Origin of the sequence: Tardiphaga sp. 841_E9_N1_2 (genome assembly GCF_051811065.1) — a bacterium.
Classification (GTDB): domain Bacteria; phylum Pseudomonadota; class Alphaproteobacteria; order Rhizobiales; family Xanthobacteraceae; genus Tardiphaga; species Tardiphaga robiniae.
In genome coordinates this window covers 4,273,774-4,288,103 of record NZ_JBPWQC010000001.1, presented here as the reverse complement: position 1 = coordinate 4,288,103, position 14,330 = coordinate 4,273,774, and the positions used below count along the sequence as shown (strand labels likewise).

The following is a 14,330-nucleotide window of genomic DNA, read 5'->3' as shown; positions in this document are numbered from 1 at the left end:
TATGAGTGTGTCATCAGGTCTTTGTAGCAGCCGCCTTCTGCGGCGTTCCTTCGTAGGCGGCGACGATGCGGGCCACGAGTTCGTGGCGGACGACGTCTTCGCCGGTGAATTTCACCTGCGAGATACCCTGCACGCCGTCGAGCAGACGCGCGGCCTCGGCGAGACCCGAGGTCTGGCCGTTGGGCAAGTCGACCTGCGAGGGATCTCCGGTGATGATCATGCGGCTGTTCTCGCCCAGACGCGTCAGAAACATCTTCATCTGCATTGAGGTGGTGTTCTGCGCTTCGTCGAGAATGATTGCGGCATTGGTCAGCGTGCGACCGCGCATGAACGCAAGCGGCGCGATTTCGATTTCGCCGGTCTGCAACGCGCGCTCGACAATGCGCCCGTCCATCAGGTCATAGAGTGCGTCATAGATCGGGCGCAGATAGGGATCGACCTTCTCGCGCATGTCACCGGGCAGGAAGCCGAGCCTTTCGCCGGCTTCCACCGCCGGACGCGACAGGATGATGCGATCGACCTCCTTGCGCTCGAACAGCATCGCCGCCTGGGCGACTGCGAGCCAGGTCTTGCCGGTACCGGCAGGGCCGATGCCGAACACCAGTTCGTTGCTTCTCAGCGCGCGGATATAGGCGTCCTGCGTCGCGGTGCGGGCACGCACCGGGCGCTTGCGCAGATTGATGGTGTCGAAGTTCGAGGCGGCTGCTTTCGACCCCTTGGGATCGAACGGAAACAGCGTGCCTTGTGCCAGCGTCGCGCGGATCGTGCCTTCGACATCGCCGGGGGCAAGGTCATGGCCCTGTACTGCTTGCGCATAGAGCGTTTCGAGCACGCGCCGGGCGGCATCGCAGGCGTCGCGGGTACCGGTGAGGGTGATGTGGTTGCCGCGGGAATCGACGACGACATTCAGCCGGCGTTCGATGATCGCGAGGTTCTGGCCATAAGGCCCGACCAGCGAAGAGGCCGCCCGGTTGTCATCAAAGTCGATGACGACCTGCGTCTCGGCCTGCGGTGGAGTATCGAGTTTGCGAACAGCGAGCGTAGACGAATCCGATGCGCTTTTGGCCAAGAATTCAGGCTCCCGTGACGGTGTGAGAACGGACTGGCTGCAACACTGGTGGTACTGGAGAACTAGCAACTGGAGGTGATGCGAGGCTGCCGAGCAGGCTATAGCGCTCAAGGCTCTCAATGGTGACCGGAAGCACCTGGCCGATGATGTCGTCAGAAGCCATCACATGGGCCGGCTGCAGGTAAGCGGTGCGACCGACGATCTGGCCGGGATTGCGCGCGGGGCGTTCGAACAGCACATCCACAGTGCGTCCAATCGTGGCCGCGTTGAAGGCCGATTGCTGGCTGTCGATCAGGTTCTGAAGCCGCACCAATCGCTCGTCCATGTCAGCCTGTGACACCGTCTCCTGCAAATCCGCGGCCGGCGTTCCCGGACGCGGCGAATACTTGAACGAATAAGCGCCAGCGTATCCGATTTGTGTGACGAGCGCGAGCGTGGCTGCAAAATCTTCCTCGGTCTCGCCCGGGAAGCCCACGATGAAATCAGAAGTAAAAGCAATGTCTTGCCGCGCGTCGCGAAAACGATCGATGACGCGGCGATAATCTTCGGCTGTATGTTTGCGGTTCATGGCCGCCAGAATCCGGTCGGAACCGGACTGGACGGGCAGATGCACGAACGGCATCAGCTCCGGCAAATCGCGATGCGCCGCGATCAGCGTGTCCTCGACATCGCGGGGATGGCTGGTCGAATAGCGCAGTCGGGCGATACCGGGAATCTCGGCGAGGCGATAGAGCAGCGTGCCCAGCGCCCACGGGCGGCCGTCGGGGCCCTCGCCGTGATAGCCGTTGACGTTCTGGCCGATCAGCGTGATCTCGCGCACGCCGTTGTCGGCGAGCCGCTGCACGTCGTCGATGATTTTCGCCACGGGGCGCGAGACTTCGGAGCCACGGGTATAGGGCACCACGCAGAAGGTGCAGAACTTGTCGCAGCCTTCCTGCACGGTAACGAAAGAGGAAATGCCGCGGGCGCGAATCGCTGCCGGTTTCGGCGGCGGCAGGAAGCCGAACTTGTCCTCGACCGGAAATTCGGTGTCCAGCGCGCGGCCGCCGGCTTTCGCCTGCTTCAGCAGCGCCGGCAGGTTGTGATAGCTCTGCGGCCCGACCACGACATCGACAACGGGCGCGCGGCGAATGATCTCGTTGCCCTCGGCCTGCGCGACGCAGCCGGCGACGACCACATTCATCTTGCGTCCGGCCTGCGCGGCTTCCGCCTTGGCGACGCGCAACTTGCCGAGCTCCGAATAGACCTTCTCGGACGCCTTCTCGCGGATGTGGCAGGTGTTGAGGATCACCAGATCCGCGTCGTCGACATTGGCCGTCTCGACGAAGCCTTCAGGCGCCAGCGTGTCCACCATGCGCTGGGCATCGTAGACGTTCATCTGGCAGCCGTAGGATTTGATATGCAGCTTACGCGGCGCGGTCATGGAACCTGTAATGGGCTGGAAATGCGCTTGCTGCGCAGCGCTCAATTATAGGCTAACGTCCGGAAAATCCAGCATTTCTGCAAAATATAAGTGCTCGCAATGGCTTAGGCGAGGCCGACGGGCTCGCCAGCCAGTGCGCCCCTGGCCACCAGGCCAGGGAGCTGCCGCATATCGTCGAATACGAGATGGGCTCCAGCGGCCGTCAGGGCTGCCGCGGTGGCCGGGCTGCAATGGCCGCCGCCGTGATAGCCGAATACGGTCATGCCGGCTGCGACCCCCGCCGTCACGCCGGGAATGCTGTCCTCGATGACCACGCAGCGGTTGGGTGCGGCATTCATTTGCGCGGCGGCAAACAGAAACAGGTCGGGCTGCGGCTTGCCGCGCTCGACCTGCAGAGCGGAAAACAGATGCGGATCGAAACGGTCGAGCCCGGTCGTGGTGAGGCTGCTGCGAATGCGTGTCGGTGTGCCCGAGGACGCTACGCAAACCGGATGTGACAATATTGCGAGTGTCTCGGCGATATGCGGGATCGGCTGCAATTTTGCGCCGAATACCTCGTCGATCGTGGCTCTCAGCGTCGCGGTGTAGTCATCGGGTAGCACGCGGCCGAGCTCGGTCTCGACTTCCAGGCGCGCCTCGCGCGCGGACCGGCCGAGGAAACGCTCATGCACCTGATCGGCGGTGATGGGATAACCGAACTGCGTCAGGACATCCGCGTGGACGACGCAGGCGAGGGACTCACTGTCGACGAGCACGCCGTCACAATCGAAGATGACGAGATCGAAGCGCGAAGAAACTGAACTCACTTGGTTGATTCGCTCACTTGGTGGTTTTGTCCTCGTCGAGCGGTACGCAGTACAGCTCCAGCCGGTGATCGACCAGCTTGTAACCGAGCTTCGCGGCGACTTCAGCCTGCAATTTCTCGATTTCTTCAGACGTGAATTCGATAACGGTGCCGTCACGCAAGTTGATCAGATGATCGTGATGGCTGTCACGCATCGTCTCGTAGCGCGCGCGGCCTTCGCGAAAATCGTGACGCTCGATGATGCCGGCGTCTTCGAACAGCTTCACCGTGCGATACACCGTTGAGATCGAGATCTTGTCATCCACCGCAACGCAGCGGCGATACAGTTCCTCGACATCGGGATGATCGTCGGCTTCCGCCAGAACGCGCGCAATCACGCGGCGCTGCTCCGTCATGCGCATGCCGGTCGCGGCGCAGCGCGCCTCGATACCAGCAGACTTCATCGCAGATGATTTCAGTGCAGTCATGATCCGGATCCCATCGTGGCTTCTTTTGCCACTCCGCAGGCGTCAGGACAAGTCGCGCCGCATCACCAGCGCATTCAATTCCGCTCCATCCGCTTCCTTGTAATAGCGTTCGCGGCGTCCCGCGACTGCGAAGCCGGTTCTGTCATAAAGCCGCCGCGCCGGTTGATTGTTTTCCTCAACTTCGAGGAACACGGTACGCACGCCGCGACCGGCCAGATGACCGAGATGGGTGAGGAACAGGTCGCGCGACAGGCCGCGGCCGCGATGAGCGGGCGACACGGCAACGGAGAGAATCTCGGCTTCATCGGCGGCGATTCGTGAGACGGCGAAGCCGATGAGGCGGCCGCGCAGTTTGAGCCGATGCACGAGGGTGTTTTGTTCGCGCAGCATCTGTTCGAATTCCCCGGCACCCCAGCCGCGATGGAAGGATGCGGCATGCAACTGCGCGAGTTGTCGCGCGTCGCGCAGCGTGGCGGGCTCTACCACAGCATTGCCGTGGCCGAACAGGCGCGACCACCAGGCCGGCATCATGATGCGGCTAGTGCGGCCTGCTGCATCAGGCTGCTTTGCGGCTTGGCGTCGGGTGCGCGCAGATAATAGGGACGCGCCAGCGCGGTCTCCGGATTCACCGCGGCGCCAAGCCATGCCACCCATGAGATTTCGGGAGCGGGTTGCATATCGACGCGCAGCGGCGCCGGTGCATCGGACGGCCAGCGCGCGGCAATGATCTCGGCGGCATTTCCGACCAGATACGGTGCGCCGAACTGTGCGGCCTCAAGGGCCTCGTGGATGGGGATGACGCCTGGCCGCACCAGCGAGGTGCCGTTACCGCTGACGACCTGGAAATAGACATGGTCATGCCGCGCATCGATGGCGGCGATGACAGGCGCATCCATGTTCTCACTGACGACGGGTGCCGCATAGGCCGTCAGTGTGGTGATGCCGACCACGGGCTTGCTCGCCGCCAGGCCAATGCCGCGCGCCGCCGCCAGGCCGACGCGCAGGCCGGTAAAGCTGCCCGGACCAGTGGTGACGGCAATGCGGTCGAGGTCGGCGAAGGCAATGCCGGAATCCGCCATGACGCGCCCGAGCAACGGCATCAGCGCTTCGGCGTGACCGCGCTTCATCGGCATGGACTCATGCGCAATGAGCTTGCTGGTGCGGGTGTCGAGCACACCTGCGGCACAGGCGTCAAGGGCGGTATCAATGGCAAGGATCAACATAAAAGAGACGCTACCACGGCTTGCGAGGGTTTGCGCCTGCCACTCGCAGAATATCGCTCCACGCGCAATGGTGCTGTGATTCGCGTTGCTGCCGGAGAGGGGGCGGCAGCTTTAGCGTGCATCCACTACTCGCTTTCTCATAAAGATATTTTCACAAGATACGATAGCGAGATCGTGAAAGTTCCCGTGAGCGAAATGCGCCCGTGGACAGCTTCAGTTTCGCTCTGGCTAAAAGCTTCACTTAATAAATTCTTCGGAGATCGATGAGATAAGCATACCGTTCGGAAGCGACATTTCGCGGATGCGCGTGGCTTTCATGCGGGCTGAAATTATTCGTCTAATTTTTTGAATACGATTATATTTATGGGAGGCGATTCGATGCTGCATTGGTTGAGCAGTTCAGGGGCGCGCGAGGGGCTGGCCCTGGCGGCAGCGATCAAAAAATCGCAAGCGGTGATCGAGTTCAGCGCTGACGGCACGATCCTTGGAGCCAATCAAAACTTCCTGTCCGCCCTTGGATATACGCTGGAAGAAATCGTCGGCAAGAACCACAGCATGTTCGTGACGCCGGAGATGAAGAGCAGCGCGGAATATCGCACGTTCTGGAACAACCTCAATCGCGGCGAGTACCAGGCCGGCGAGTTCAAGCGTCTCGGCAAAGGTGGCAAGGAAGTCTGGATCCAGGGTTCCTACAACCCGATCCTTGGGAATGATGGCAAGCCCCTGAAAATCGTCAAGTTTGCCATGGATACAACTGCAGTGAAAATCCGCAGTATGGACGATGCCGGCAAGATCGCAGCCATCGGTCGTTCGCAGGCTGTCATCGAGTTCAAGCTCGATGGGACGATTGTCACGGCCAATGACTTGTTCTTGAATGTCATGGGTTACAATCTCGCGGAAATCGAAGGCAAACATCACAGCATGTTTGTCGATTCGGCAACTCGCGACGGCGCGGCCTATCGCGAATTCTGGGCCAGCCTCAATCGTGGTGAATATCAGGCCGCCGAATACAAGCGGATCGGCAAGAACGGCAAAGAGGTCTGGATTCTCGCAACCTACAATCCAATCCTTGATGAGACAGGCCAGCCAATCAAGGTGGTCAAGTTCGCGTCCGACGTCACCGAACAGAAGCTGCGCGCGGCGAATTTCTCAGGTCAGATCGAGGCCATCGGCAAGTCGCAGGCCGTGATCGAATTTAGCATGGATGGCATCGTTCTCAGCGCTAACGAGAATTTTCTGGGCGTGCTCGGCTACGCGCTCTCGGAAATACAGGGCAAACACCACAGTATGTTCGTTGTGCCGAATGAGCGCGACGGTGCGGACTATCGCGAATTCTGGGCGGCGCTCAAGCGGGGTAACTATCAGGCGGCGGAGTACCAGCGGATCGGTAAGGGCGGCAAACAAGTCTGGATACAGGCTTCGTACAATCCGATCCTCGATCTCAATGGCAAGCCCTACAAGGTCGTAAAGTATGCCACCGACACCACGGCGCAGGTGATCGCGCGCATGAAGAGCGAACGCGTGCGGGCGATGATGGAATCGGTCGCCGCCGGCGCCGAGGAACTGAACGCGTCGGTGCGCGAAATCTCTGAAGCGATGATGAAATCAAAGACCACGGCGATGTCTGCCGTGGGCAAGGTCGAGTTGGCGGACGATCAAGCGCAGCGTCTCAGCACGGCAGCGCAGGCGATGAGCGGGATCGTCGAGCTGATTGGCAACATCACCGGACAAATCAACCTGTTGGCGCTGAATGCCACCATCGAATCGGCGCGTGCCGGCGAAGCCGGTCGTGGCTTTGCGGTCGTTGCATCGGAGGTGAAAAATCTGGCCAACCAGGCCAAGCAGGCGACCGATAAGATCGCCAGCGAGATCGGCAGCCTCAATGGTATTTCGAGCGATGTGGTCGATGCGCTGAACGCGATCAAGCAGGAAATCCAGAACGTCAGCGAATATGTCACCGCAACGGCGGCTGCCGTCGAAGAGCAGAGCACGGTGACGAACGAAATGTCATCGAGCATGCAGCGCGCCGCCGAAGAAGCCGCAAGCATCGGCCGCTAAACGAAGGCTGTTCCAGAAACGAAAATGCCCGGGATTGTCCCGGGCATTTTTATGTGTCGCGGTGCGACCGAACTTACATCGGGCGGACTTCGACAACGTCCGGCACGAAGTGCTTCAGCAGGTTCTGGATGCCGTGCTGCAGGGTCGCTGTCGATGACGGGCAGCCGGCGCACGAGCCCTTCATGTTCAGATAAACGATGCCGTCCTTGAAGCCGCGGAAAGTAATGTCGCCGCCGTCATTGGCCACGGCCGGGCGCACGCGGGTCTCGATCAGGTCCTTGATCGTATCGACTGTCTCGGCGTCTTCCTCATTGAAGAATTCTTCCTCGTCGTCGGAGATCACATCGCCCTTCACGCTGCCGTCGGCCATGAGCGGCGCGCCGGACATGTAGTGCTCCATGATGGCGCCGAGGATCGCCGGCTTGAGGTGCTGCCAGTCGCTGTCGTCCTTGGTCACGGTGACGAAGTCGGAGCCGTAGAACACTGACGTGACGCCCTTCACGGCGAACAGCTTTTCGGCCAGCGGCGAACGCGTTGCGGCTTCCGGTGAGGTGAATTCCATGGTGCCGCTGTCGAGCACGTCGCGGCCGGGAATGAACTTCAGCGTGGCGGGATTGGGGGTAGCTTCGGTCTGGATGAACATCGGTCTCTCCTGCGTCGCCGGTTCAAGGCCGGCGCGTGAGTATCCCCTAGCAGATGGCGACGAAAAACGCACGATCAAGGCGCGAAATCGCCGAATTCGGCCTATTTCGCAGTCCCTTAGCCGTCCGAAAGGGTGGTTACGACAGGGCGTCGATGTCGAGGTCGCTCAGGGCGCCCGACACGATGACGACCGGCACCGGAAACGAGCCGACCAGCTTGGCCATCATGGTGACGATCGGGCCGGGGCCTTCCGCGCCGGCCGATGCAGCCAGCACCAGCATGGAAATGTCGACGTCCTTGTCAATCACGTCGAGGATTTGCTCGGTGGGATCACCCTCGCGGATCACGCGTTCAGGGGTGATGGCGGCGATGCCATTGGCGCGGCCTGAGGCGCGGTCCAGCGCGGCATTGGCACCTTCTTCCGCTTCGGCCTTCATGACATCGGCAACGCCGAGCCATTGCTGGTTGCGATCTTCGGTGTCGATGATGCGCAGCATCACCACGCCGCCACCGACACGAATGGCCCAGCGGCTGGCGTAATACACTGCGCGGTCCCATTCCTCGCTGTCATCGACGACCACGAGGCATTTCGGCTTGTGGCCGCTTTCATAACTACGTCGCTGGGTGCTCATGCATGTCCCGATGCTGTGGCGCGTCTGATGCGCCAGAATGTGAGCGGCTTGGCAATGACGTCATGCTGCCACGGCGCAGCGGCGTTCGACAAGCGCGACGCAAGGATGACTTGCGTCGCGTCGATTGTGGCGGAGAAAAGGAATGCGATAGCGAAAATTACCGCTTGTGGACGAAGCCGATGATGTCCTTCACGGACTTGATGGTTTCGGCGGCAATGACGCCGGCGCGTTCGCCGCCATCGGCCAGAACCTGATCGACATAGGTCAGATCGGATGTCGTCAGCCGCTTCATCTCGCCGGCGATAGGTGACAGTTTTTCGACAGCGAGATCGACAAGGCTCGATTTGAAGCCCGAAAACTGCGCGCCGCCGAATTCTGTGAGAATGTCAGCCTTCGACCGATTGGACAGTGCGGCATAGATGCCGACGAGATTATCGGCCTCGGGACGTGGCTCAAGGCCCTTCTCTTCTGACGGCAATGGTTCCGGATCGGTCTTCGCCTTGCGGATCTTCTGCGCGATGGTGTCGGCATCATCCGTGAGGTTGATGCGCGAATTGTCCGAGGCGTCCGACTTCGACATCTTCTTGGTGCCGTCGCGCAGACTCATCACCCGCGTGGCCGGGCCAGTGATGACAGGCTCGGGCATCGGGAAGTAAGGGCCGTCATGGCCCTGCGTTGCGATGGACTCGGAGAAATCGTTGTTGAACTTCTGCGAGATGTCGCGGCACAGTTCGAGATGTTGCTTCTGGTCCTCGCCGACCGGAACGTGCGTGGCGCGATATAGCAGAATGTCCGCAGCCATCAGCACTGGATAATCATAGAGACCCACGGACGCGTTTTCGCGGTCCTTACCGGCCTTTTCCTTGAACTGGGTCATGCGGTTCAGCCAGCCGAGGCGGGCGACGCAGTTGAAGATCCAGGCCAGCTCGGCATGGCCGGAGACCTGGCTCTGGTTGAAGATGATCTGCTTTTTCGGATCGATACCCGAGGCGATGAAGGCGGCGGTCACTTCACGGGTGTTGCGGCGCAATTCATCGGGTCCGCCCCACACGGAGATCGGCACGGTGACGGCATGCATATCGACCACGCAGTAGATGCAATTATGCGTCTCCTGCAGTTTGACGAAATTCACGATCGCGCCGAGATAGTTGCCGAGGTGCAGATTGCCCGTCGGCTGGACGCCCGAAAAAACCCGTTGAGTAAAAGCCATCGTCTAGTTCCTGTGTGCCCGTGGTGGAATGCGGGCCAAGGGGCGTGACTTGCCATAGGCGCCGGGCGGCGTCCATTGCCAATCTGCCCTAGCCGGCCGCCGGTGATCGCTTGAGGGCGCCGCGGACCTCGGCCCAGCGCACGGCCCCCGTCAGCGTCAGTAACGCGGCGTAGATTGCCAGCCCGCCAACGATCAGGAGGCCGAGCAAGCTCGCTCGTACCAGGCCGTGGGCCTGTGCCGTCCAGGGCAAGACAATATGCGCGGCGAGCCATAGCAGGCCGCCCATGGCCAGCGAGGACAGGACGATGATCGGCAGCCGGCGTCTTGCATCATGGTCGAGTGAGAAGCCGAAAGCTGCTGCGCTCCGGACGATCAAAAAGATCGCGCTGCCCCACGCAGCCAGAGCGATCGCCGCTGCGATGCCGCTCGCACCGAATGGGTTATTCAAAACCAGTGCGGAGATGATTGCGATTACCAAACCGACGAACGTCGCCAGCAGCGGCGTCGTCGTGTCCTCGCGTGCGAAGAAGGCGGGCGACAGAGCTTTCACAAGCACCTGCGCGGGCAAGCCCAGCGCCAACCATATCAGCGCACTTGCAGTCGAGACCGTGTCGCTCGCGCCGAACGCGCCGTGTTGAAACAGACACTGCACGATGAGATGGCTCAATATCATCAGTCCGAGCGTAGCCGGCAATGCGAGACCGATCGCGAGTTCAAACCCGCGCGATTCCGCCTGCGCGATGGCGGCTTGATCGTCTGATCGCACGGCGCGCGTCAATGCGGGGACCAGCACAGTGCCCATGGCCGTGCCGACGATGCCGAGCGGTAGTTCAATCAGGCGGTTCGCGAAATACAGCCACGACACGGCAGCCGGAGTCGTCGATGCGATGATTGCGCCGGTGACGATGAGAAGCTGCGGCCCGGAATTGGCGACCATGCCAGGCAGTGCCTTGCGGAAGAAGCCGCGCATCTCGCTACCGAGCGACAGCCGCAAAGGCGCCGCCAGATTGCCGCCAGATTTCCGCAAGATCAGCATCAGCAATTGCAGCAGCCCGGCAATGCCTACAGTGGCCGCCATGGCCATAGCGGCAGTGTCTGGCTCTTGCCGCCACACTAGCAGTAGGGCCATGACGGTGATCAGGGCGATGTTGAAGAGCAGCGGCGAAAATGCGGTCACCGCGAAGCGTTGTTGCGCGTTCAGCAGTCCCATCATGACAGTGACGGGGCCGGCGAAGGCGAGATAGGGCAGCATCAATCGCGCATTCTCGACGGCGAGCTGCAGCGGCGGCTGGCCGACGAAACCCGGGGCAAGCATTGCGATCACGAGCGGCATCGCAAAGCCGAGCAGGATCGTCGCGACCATCAGCGCAACGCTGATGGTGCCGAGCACACGACCCGCAAAAGCTGTGGCTGCGACAGCGCCCTGCGTCGTCTGGATGCGCAGCCAGGCCGGAATCAGCGCCGCGTTGAGCGCGCCCTCGGTGAGCAGCCGCCGGATCACGTTGACGAGCTGAAATGCCACCAGAAAAGCATCCGCGATCGGGCCTGCACCGAGCAGCGCAGCCACCATTGCGTCGCGGGCAAAGCCCAGCAACCGCGACGCCAAAGTGCCCGTGGAAACGGTCAGGATGGAACGGATCATAGAACCATCGTAAGGGGCTGTCCTTGCTGGCGCGGGGCAGAACGTGATAGTCGCTGCAGCCATCAAACCGGCCTTTACCGACGGCTCAACTTGGGCGACCGCGAGACGAGTTGAAACGGATTTTCAGCCTCATCGCAATTGCCGCAACGGGATATTCTTAATGACCTCAGCAAAATATGACGTGCTCGGAATCGGCAACGCGATTTTCGATGTGCTGGTGCAGGCCGACGACAAGTTTCTCGCCGCGCATGAGATGACCAAGGGCGGTATGGCACTGATCGACGAAGCCCGCGCCGCTGCGATCTACAAGGCGATGGGCCCTGCCACCGAAATGTCCGGCGGTTCGGCCGCCAATACCATCGTCGGCCTCGCCAGCCTCGGCGCCCGCGCGGCCTATGTCGGCAAGGTCAAGGACGACCAGATCGGCACGCTCTATACCCACGACATCCGTGCGGCCGGCGTTGCGTTTGACACCAAACCCGCCACCGGCGGTCCGGCCACCGGCTGTTCCTACATCCTGGTGACACCCGATGGCGAGCGCACCATGAACACCTATCTCGGTGCTGCGCAGGACCTGACGCCCGACGATATTGACGCCGCTGCGGTCGCGGCCTCGTCGATCGTCTATCTCGAAGGTTATTTGTGGGATCCCGCCAGCGCCAAGGAAGCCTTCGTGAAGGCCTCGAAGATCGCCCATGACGCCAAGCGTCAGGTCGCATTGACGCTGTCGGACGCGTTCTGCGTTGGTCGTTATCGTGCCGAGTTTCTCGACCTGATGCGGTCCGGCACCGTCGATCTCCTCTTCGCGAACGAGGCCGAACTGACCTCGCTTTACGAAACCACGGATTTCGATGCGGCGCTCAAGCAGCTCGGCCAGGACACCAAGCTCGGCGTCGTCACCCGCAGCGAGAAGGGCTGTGTCGTGACATCGGGCGATGGCATCGTTGCGGTGCCTGCACACAAGATCGAGAAGCTCGTCGATACCACCGGCGCAGGCGATCTATTCGCGGCAGGCTTCCTGTTCGGTCTGGTGCGCAACGCCGGCTATGAAAATGCCGGCAAGCTCGGTGCGATGGCCGCCGCTGAAGTCATCCAGCATATCGGCGCGCGTCCCCAGGTTTCGCTGAAGGACCTGGCGGGCAAGAACGGGTTGCCGGTTTAAGGCTGCATTTCTTGGGCTTTCTTCTCTGTCGTCATGCCCGGCCAGCGCGAAGCGAGCTTCGCTAGATGTGCCGGGCATCCACGTCTTGGCAAGAGAGGAAAGTCGAGGATGGCCGGGTCAAGCCCGGCCATGACGTGGTGAGATCAGCGCATCGCGGCTCTCACGCCGCTTTCTTCGCACCCAGCCCCGCATAAACGGCGCGTTCGAAATCTGAAAACACCTTCAAACAAGTCGAATCCGCAAATGGTAGCACCTGCATCATGATGACGCCGGTGACGTCGCACACCGGATCGATCCAGTAATAGGTGTTGGCGAGGCCGGCCCAGGCGAGGCTGCCGGCGCTGCGGCCTTCGGCTGACCGCACCGTATTGATCATGAAGCTGAGGCCGTATTTCTTGTCGATACCCGGAAGGAAGTCGACATTGTTGCTGGCGCTCGGCACTGCTGAGGTCATCGGCGTCATGTCAAGTTCGCCGATGTGGTTTTGGCTCATCAGCGCGACGGTCTCCGGCTTTAATATCTGATTGCCGTTGCCGGTCCCGTTATTCAGCATCATTTGCGTAAACTTGATGTAGTCGGGGGCGGTGCCATAGAGCCCCCCGCCACCGGCGAAGAATTCCGGATCCTGTTTGATCTCGAACGGGATCGGGGTCAGTGCACCGTCGGCGCCGCGGCTGTGCATGGCAACGAGGCGCTTGCGCTGGTCGCCGCCAATCACGAAGGCGGTGTCGGTCATCCCAAGTGGCGCCAGCAAATGGTTCTGGAAATAGGCGTCCAGGCGTTCGCCGCTGACGGCCTCGACGACCTTACCGACGAAGTCGATATTGGTGCCGTACTCCCAGCGGGTCCCGGGATCGCGCATGATCGGCGCCTTCATGGCGGCGTTCAGTCCGGAGCGAAACGGCGGAATGCCGGTTGTCTCAAGATAGCGCACCATGTCGCCGTTCCACATGTCGTAGCAGAAACCGGCGGTGTGGGTCAGCAGATTCCGCAAGGTGATCGGTTGGCGCGGTGGACGCAGCCTTGGCGTGCCCTCACTGTCGAAGCCATCCAGCACCTGTGTTTCCGCGAGGTCCTGAAGCATGGTCGCCAGCGGTGCGTCCAGCGTCAATTTGTCCTGCTCCACCAGCTGCATCGCTGCAGCGGCCGTAATCGCCTTGGTCATGGAGGCGATCCAGAACACGCTGTCCGGCGTGATGGTGGTATCCTTGGATGCGTCGCGCTTGCCGAACGCCCCTTGGTAAAGAATCTCGTTCCGCATCGCAGCTATCGCCACGGCACCGGGAATGGCGCCTGTTTCACTGGCTCGCTGCAGAATCCGGTCAATCTCGGCTTGAACTGACATCCGTTGCCTCCCCGATTTTCTTTGATCTTACCGATTTCCGGCGTGGACATTCAACTTGGGCGCGAGGTCGTCGGTCTCGCGGATGTGATTACATTTGCGCTGGTTTTAGCGTCTGAGGGGAACCATATCGGGCATGGGAGCGAGTTCGATCGCGCCTTGGAACGAAATTGGCGCAGCTGTGTTCAAAAAATGACGTGAACGTCAAAGCGCCTTCCGACACTAATCCGTAAGACCATGAGTAACACGTGCAGCGTGTCAGCTGCGGAGACCGACGATGATCGCGAACTGGACCGACTGGAAACATTATCCCCGCGCTTCCCGTGGCGAGAGCATCGAGGCCCCGATCGGTCCAGGAATTTTCGAAGTTCGCGTGGCGCAGACCGGCGCCCTGTTCGCTTTCGATGCGGCTGAAAATCTGGCGCAGGCGCTGGCGAAGATTTCGGCCCCGCCCAAATCGTTTATTTCCTGGTTCGGTCGCAGCGACGCAGCGATGCTGCCGGAACTGGAATACCGCACCTTCTCCACGACCACCCGTGCCAACGCCCGCATCGCTTTCGAGCGAATGATAGATCGGCGCGAGACCTATATGCGCGGCGCGGCCTGATCGGGCTTGCGGCGTTCTGCGACTGTTGAATTCGGGCGTTAAATACCC

At 61.1% G+C, this 14,330-nt stretch carries 15 protein-coding genes; 4 read left to right on the top strand and 11 right to left on the bottom strand.

Annotated features, from left to right (window positions below):
* Positions 1–13: 13 nt before the first annotated feature.
* The 6 genes from AB8A50_RS20585 to tsaB form a co-directional block, all read right to left on the bottom strand.
* Positions 14–1,069 (bottom strand): PhoH family protein, encoded by a 1,056-nt coding sequence (locus AB8A50_RS20585; protein ID WP_439078763.1) that lies wholly within the window; start codon positions 1,067–1,069, stop codon positions 14–16.
* A 4-nt stretch (positions 1,070–1,073) separates the two neighbouring features.
* Positions 1,074–2,492 carry a tRNA (N6-isopentenyl adenosine(37)-C2)-methylthiotransferase MiaB gene (gene miaB, locus AB8A50_RS20580; RefSeq protein WP_439078762.1) on the bottom strand — a complete coding sequence of 473 codons (1,419 nt, stop codon included), beginning with the start codon at positions 2,490–2,492 and terminating at the stop codon, positions 1,074–1,076.
* Between the two features lie 104 nt (positions 2,493–2,596).
* Complete coding sequence (locus AB8A50_RS20575; protein ID WP_439078761.1) at positions 2,597–3,298, bottom strand: HAD family hydrolase; 702 nt, start codon at positions 3,296–3,298, stop codon at positions 2,597–2,599.
* Positions 3,299–3,311: 13 nt separating this feature from the next.
* Positions 3,312–3,764, bottom strand: coding sequence for a Fur family transcriptional regulator (locus AB8A50_RS20570; RefSeq protein ID WP_068730031.1), 453 nt, complete (start codon positions 3,762–3,764; stop codon positions 3,312–3,314).
* Between the two features lie 42 nt (positions 3,765–3,806).
* Complete coding sequence (rimI, locus tag AB8A50_RS20565) at positions 3,807–4,292, bottom strand: ribosomal protein S18-alanine N-acetyltransferase (RefSeq protein ID WP_231081255.1); 486 nt, start codon at positions 4,290–4,292, stop codon at positions 3,807–3,809.
* Entirely contained in the window at positions 4,292–4,987 is a 696-nt protein-coding gene (gene tsaB, locus AB8A50_RS20560; RefSeq protein ID WP_439078760.1) for a tRNA (adenosine(37)-N6)-threonylcarbamoyltransferase complex dimerization subunit type 1 TsaB, read from the bottom strand. Before tsaB ends, rimI begins: the two co-directional genes overlap by 1 nt.
* On the opposite strand from tsaB, the gene AB8A50_RS20555 reads away from it, so the two are divergent.
* Together AB8A50_RS20555 and AB8A50_RS20550 are read left to right on the top strand one after the other, a co-directional pair.
* Entirely contained in the window at positions 4,904–5,254 is a 351-nt protein-coding gene (locus AB8A50_RS20555) for a hypothetical protein (RefSeq protein ID WP_439080065.1), read from the top strand. The two genes, tsaB and AB8A50_RS20555, sit on opposite strands and share 84 nt — an antisense overlap.
* A 111-nt stretch (positions 5,255–5,365) precedes the next feature.
* The gene (locus AB8A50_RS20550) at positions 5,366–7,045 is read left to right on the top strand and encodes a methyl-accepting chemotaxis protein (protein WP_439078759.1); all 1,680 of its coding nucleotides are present in this window, start codon (positions 5,366–5,368) and stop codon (positions 7,043–7,045) included.
* Positions 7,046–7,118: 73 nt separating this feature from the next.
* Here AB8A50_RS20550 and AB8A50_RS20545 read toward each other — a convergent pair whose 3' ends face one another.
* The 4 genes from AB8A50_RS20545 to murJ form a co-directional block, all read right to left on the bottom strand.
* Positions 7,119–7,688 (bottom strand): NifU family protein, encoded by a 570-nt coding sequence (locus tag AB8A50_RS20545; protein WP_115032234.1) that lies wholly within the window; start codon positions 7,686–7,688, stop codon positions 7,119–7,121.
* A 136-nt stretch (positions 7,689–7,824) separates the two neighbouring features.
* Positions 7,825–8,319, bottom strand: a complete 495-nt coding sequence (locus tag AB8A50_RS20540) for a universal stress protein (protein WP_089263331.1) — start codon at positions 8,317–8,319, stop codon at positions 7,825–7,827.
* A gap of 157 nt (positions 8,320–8,476) precedes the next feature.
* Positions 8,477–9,529 carry a tryptophan--tRNA ligase gene (gene trpS, locus AB8A50_RS20535; protein WP_089263333.1) on the bottom strand — a complete coding sequence of 351 codons (1,053 nt, stop codon included), beginning with the start codon at positions 9,527–9,529 and terminating at the stop codon, positions 8,477–8,479.
* An 88-nt stretch (positions 9,530–9,617) separates the two neighbouring features.
* Positions 9,618–11,171, bottom strand: a complete 1,554-nt coding sequence (murJ, locus tag AB8A50_RS20530) for a murein biosynthesis integral membrane protein MurJ (protein WP_439078758.1) — start codon at positions 11,169–11,171, stop codon at positions 9,618–9,620.
* A 160-nt stretch (positions 11,172–11,331) separates the two neighbouring features.
* On the opposite strand from murJ, the gene AB8A50_RS20525 reads away from it, so the two are divergent.
* Complete coding sequence (locus tag AB8A50_RS20525; RefSeq protein WP_439078757.1) at positions 11,332–12,333, top strand: adenosine kinase; 1,002 nt, start codon at positions 11,332–11,334, stop codon at positions 12,331–12,333.
* 160 nt (positions 12,334–12,493) lie between these two features.
* Here AB8A50_RS20525 and AB8A50_RS20520 read toward each other — a convergent pair whose 3' ends face one another.
* Complete coding sequence (locus AB8A50_RS20520; protein WP_439078756.1) at positions 12,494–13,678, bottom strand: serine hydrolase domain-containing protein; 1,185 nt, start codon at positions 13,676–13,678, stop codon at positions 12,494–12,496.
* 274 nt (positions 13,679–13,952) lie between these two features.
* On the opposite strand from AB8A50_RS20520, the gene AB8A50_RS20515 reads away from it, so the two are divergent.
* On the top strand, positions 13,953–14,282 hold the full coding sequence (locus AB8A50_RS20515) for a hypothetical protein (protein WP_093757725.1): 330 nt from the start codon (positions 13,953–13,955) through the stop codon (positions 14,280–14,282).
* The last annotated feature ends 48 nt before the right edge of the window (positions 14,283–14,330 follow it).

Bases quoted from the DNA above. Each gene is read 5' to 3' on its own strand.
- miaB (WP_439078762.1), bottom strand. From the start codon at position 2,492: ATGACCGCGCCGCGTAAGCTGCATATCAAATCCTACGGCTGCCAGATG.
- AB8A50_RS20570 (WP_068730031.1), bottom strand. From the start codon at position 3,764: ATGACTGCACTGAAATCATCTGCGATGAAGTCTGCTGGTATCGAGGCG.
- rimI (WP_231081255.1), bottom strand. From the start codon at position 4,292: ATGCCGGCCTGGTGGTCGCGCCTGTTCGGCCACGGCAATGCTGTGGTA.
- AB8A50_RS20555 (WP_439080065.1), top strand. From the start codon at position 4,904: ATGCGCAATGAGCTTGCTGGTGCGGGTGTCGAGCACACCTGCGGCACA.
- tsaB (WP_439078760.1), bottom strand. From the start codon at position 4,987: ATGTTGATCCTTGCCATTGATACCGCCCTTGACGCCTGTGCCGCAGGT.
- AB8A50_RS20550 (WP_439078759.1), top strand. From the start codon at position 5,366: ATGCTGCATTGGTTGAGCAGTTCAGGGGCGCGCGAGGGGCTGGCCCTG.
- AB8A50_RS20545 (WP_115032234.1), bottom strand. From the start codon at position 7,688: ATGTTCATCCAGACCGAAGCTACCCCCAATCCCGCCACGCTGAAGTTC.
- AB8A50_RS20540 (WP_089263331.1), bottom strand. From the start codon at position 8,319: ATGAGCACCCAGCGACGTAGTTATGAAAGCGGCCACAAGCCGAAATGC.
- trpS (WP_089263333.1), bottom strand. From the start codon at position 9,529: ATGGCTTTTACTCAACGGGTTTTTTCGGGCGTCCAGCCGACGGGCAAT.
- murJ (WP_439078758.1), bottom strand. From the start codon at position 11,171: ATGATCCGTTCCATCCTGACCGTTTCCACGGGCACTTTGGCGTCGCGG.
- AB8A50_RS20525 (WP_439078757.1), top strand. From the start codon at position 11,332: ATGACCTCAGCAAAATATGACGTGCTCGGAATCGGCAACGCGATTTTC.
- AB8A50_RS20520 (WP_439078756.1), bottom strand. From the start codon at position 13,678: ATGTCAGTTCAAGCCGAGATTGACCGGATTCTGCAGCGAGCCAGTGAA.
- AB8A50_RS20515 (WP_093757725.1), top strand. From the start codon at position 13,953: ATGATCGCGAACTGGACCGACTGGAAACATTATCCCCGCGCTTCCCGT.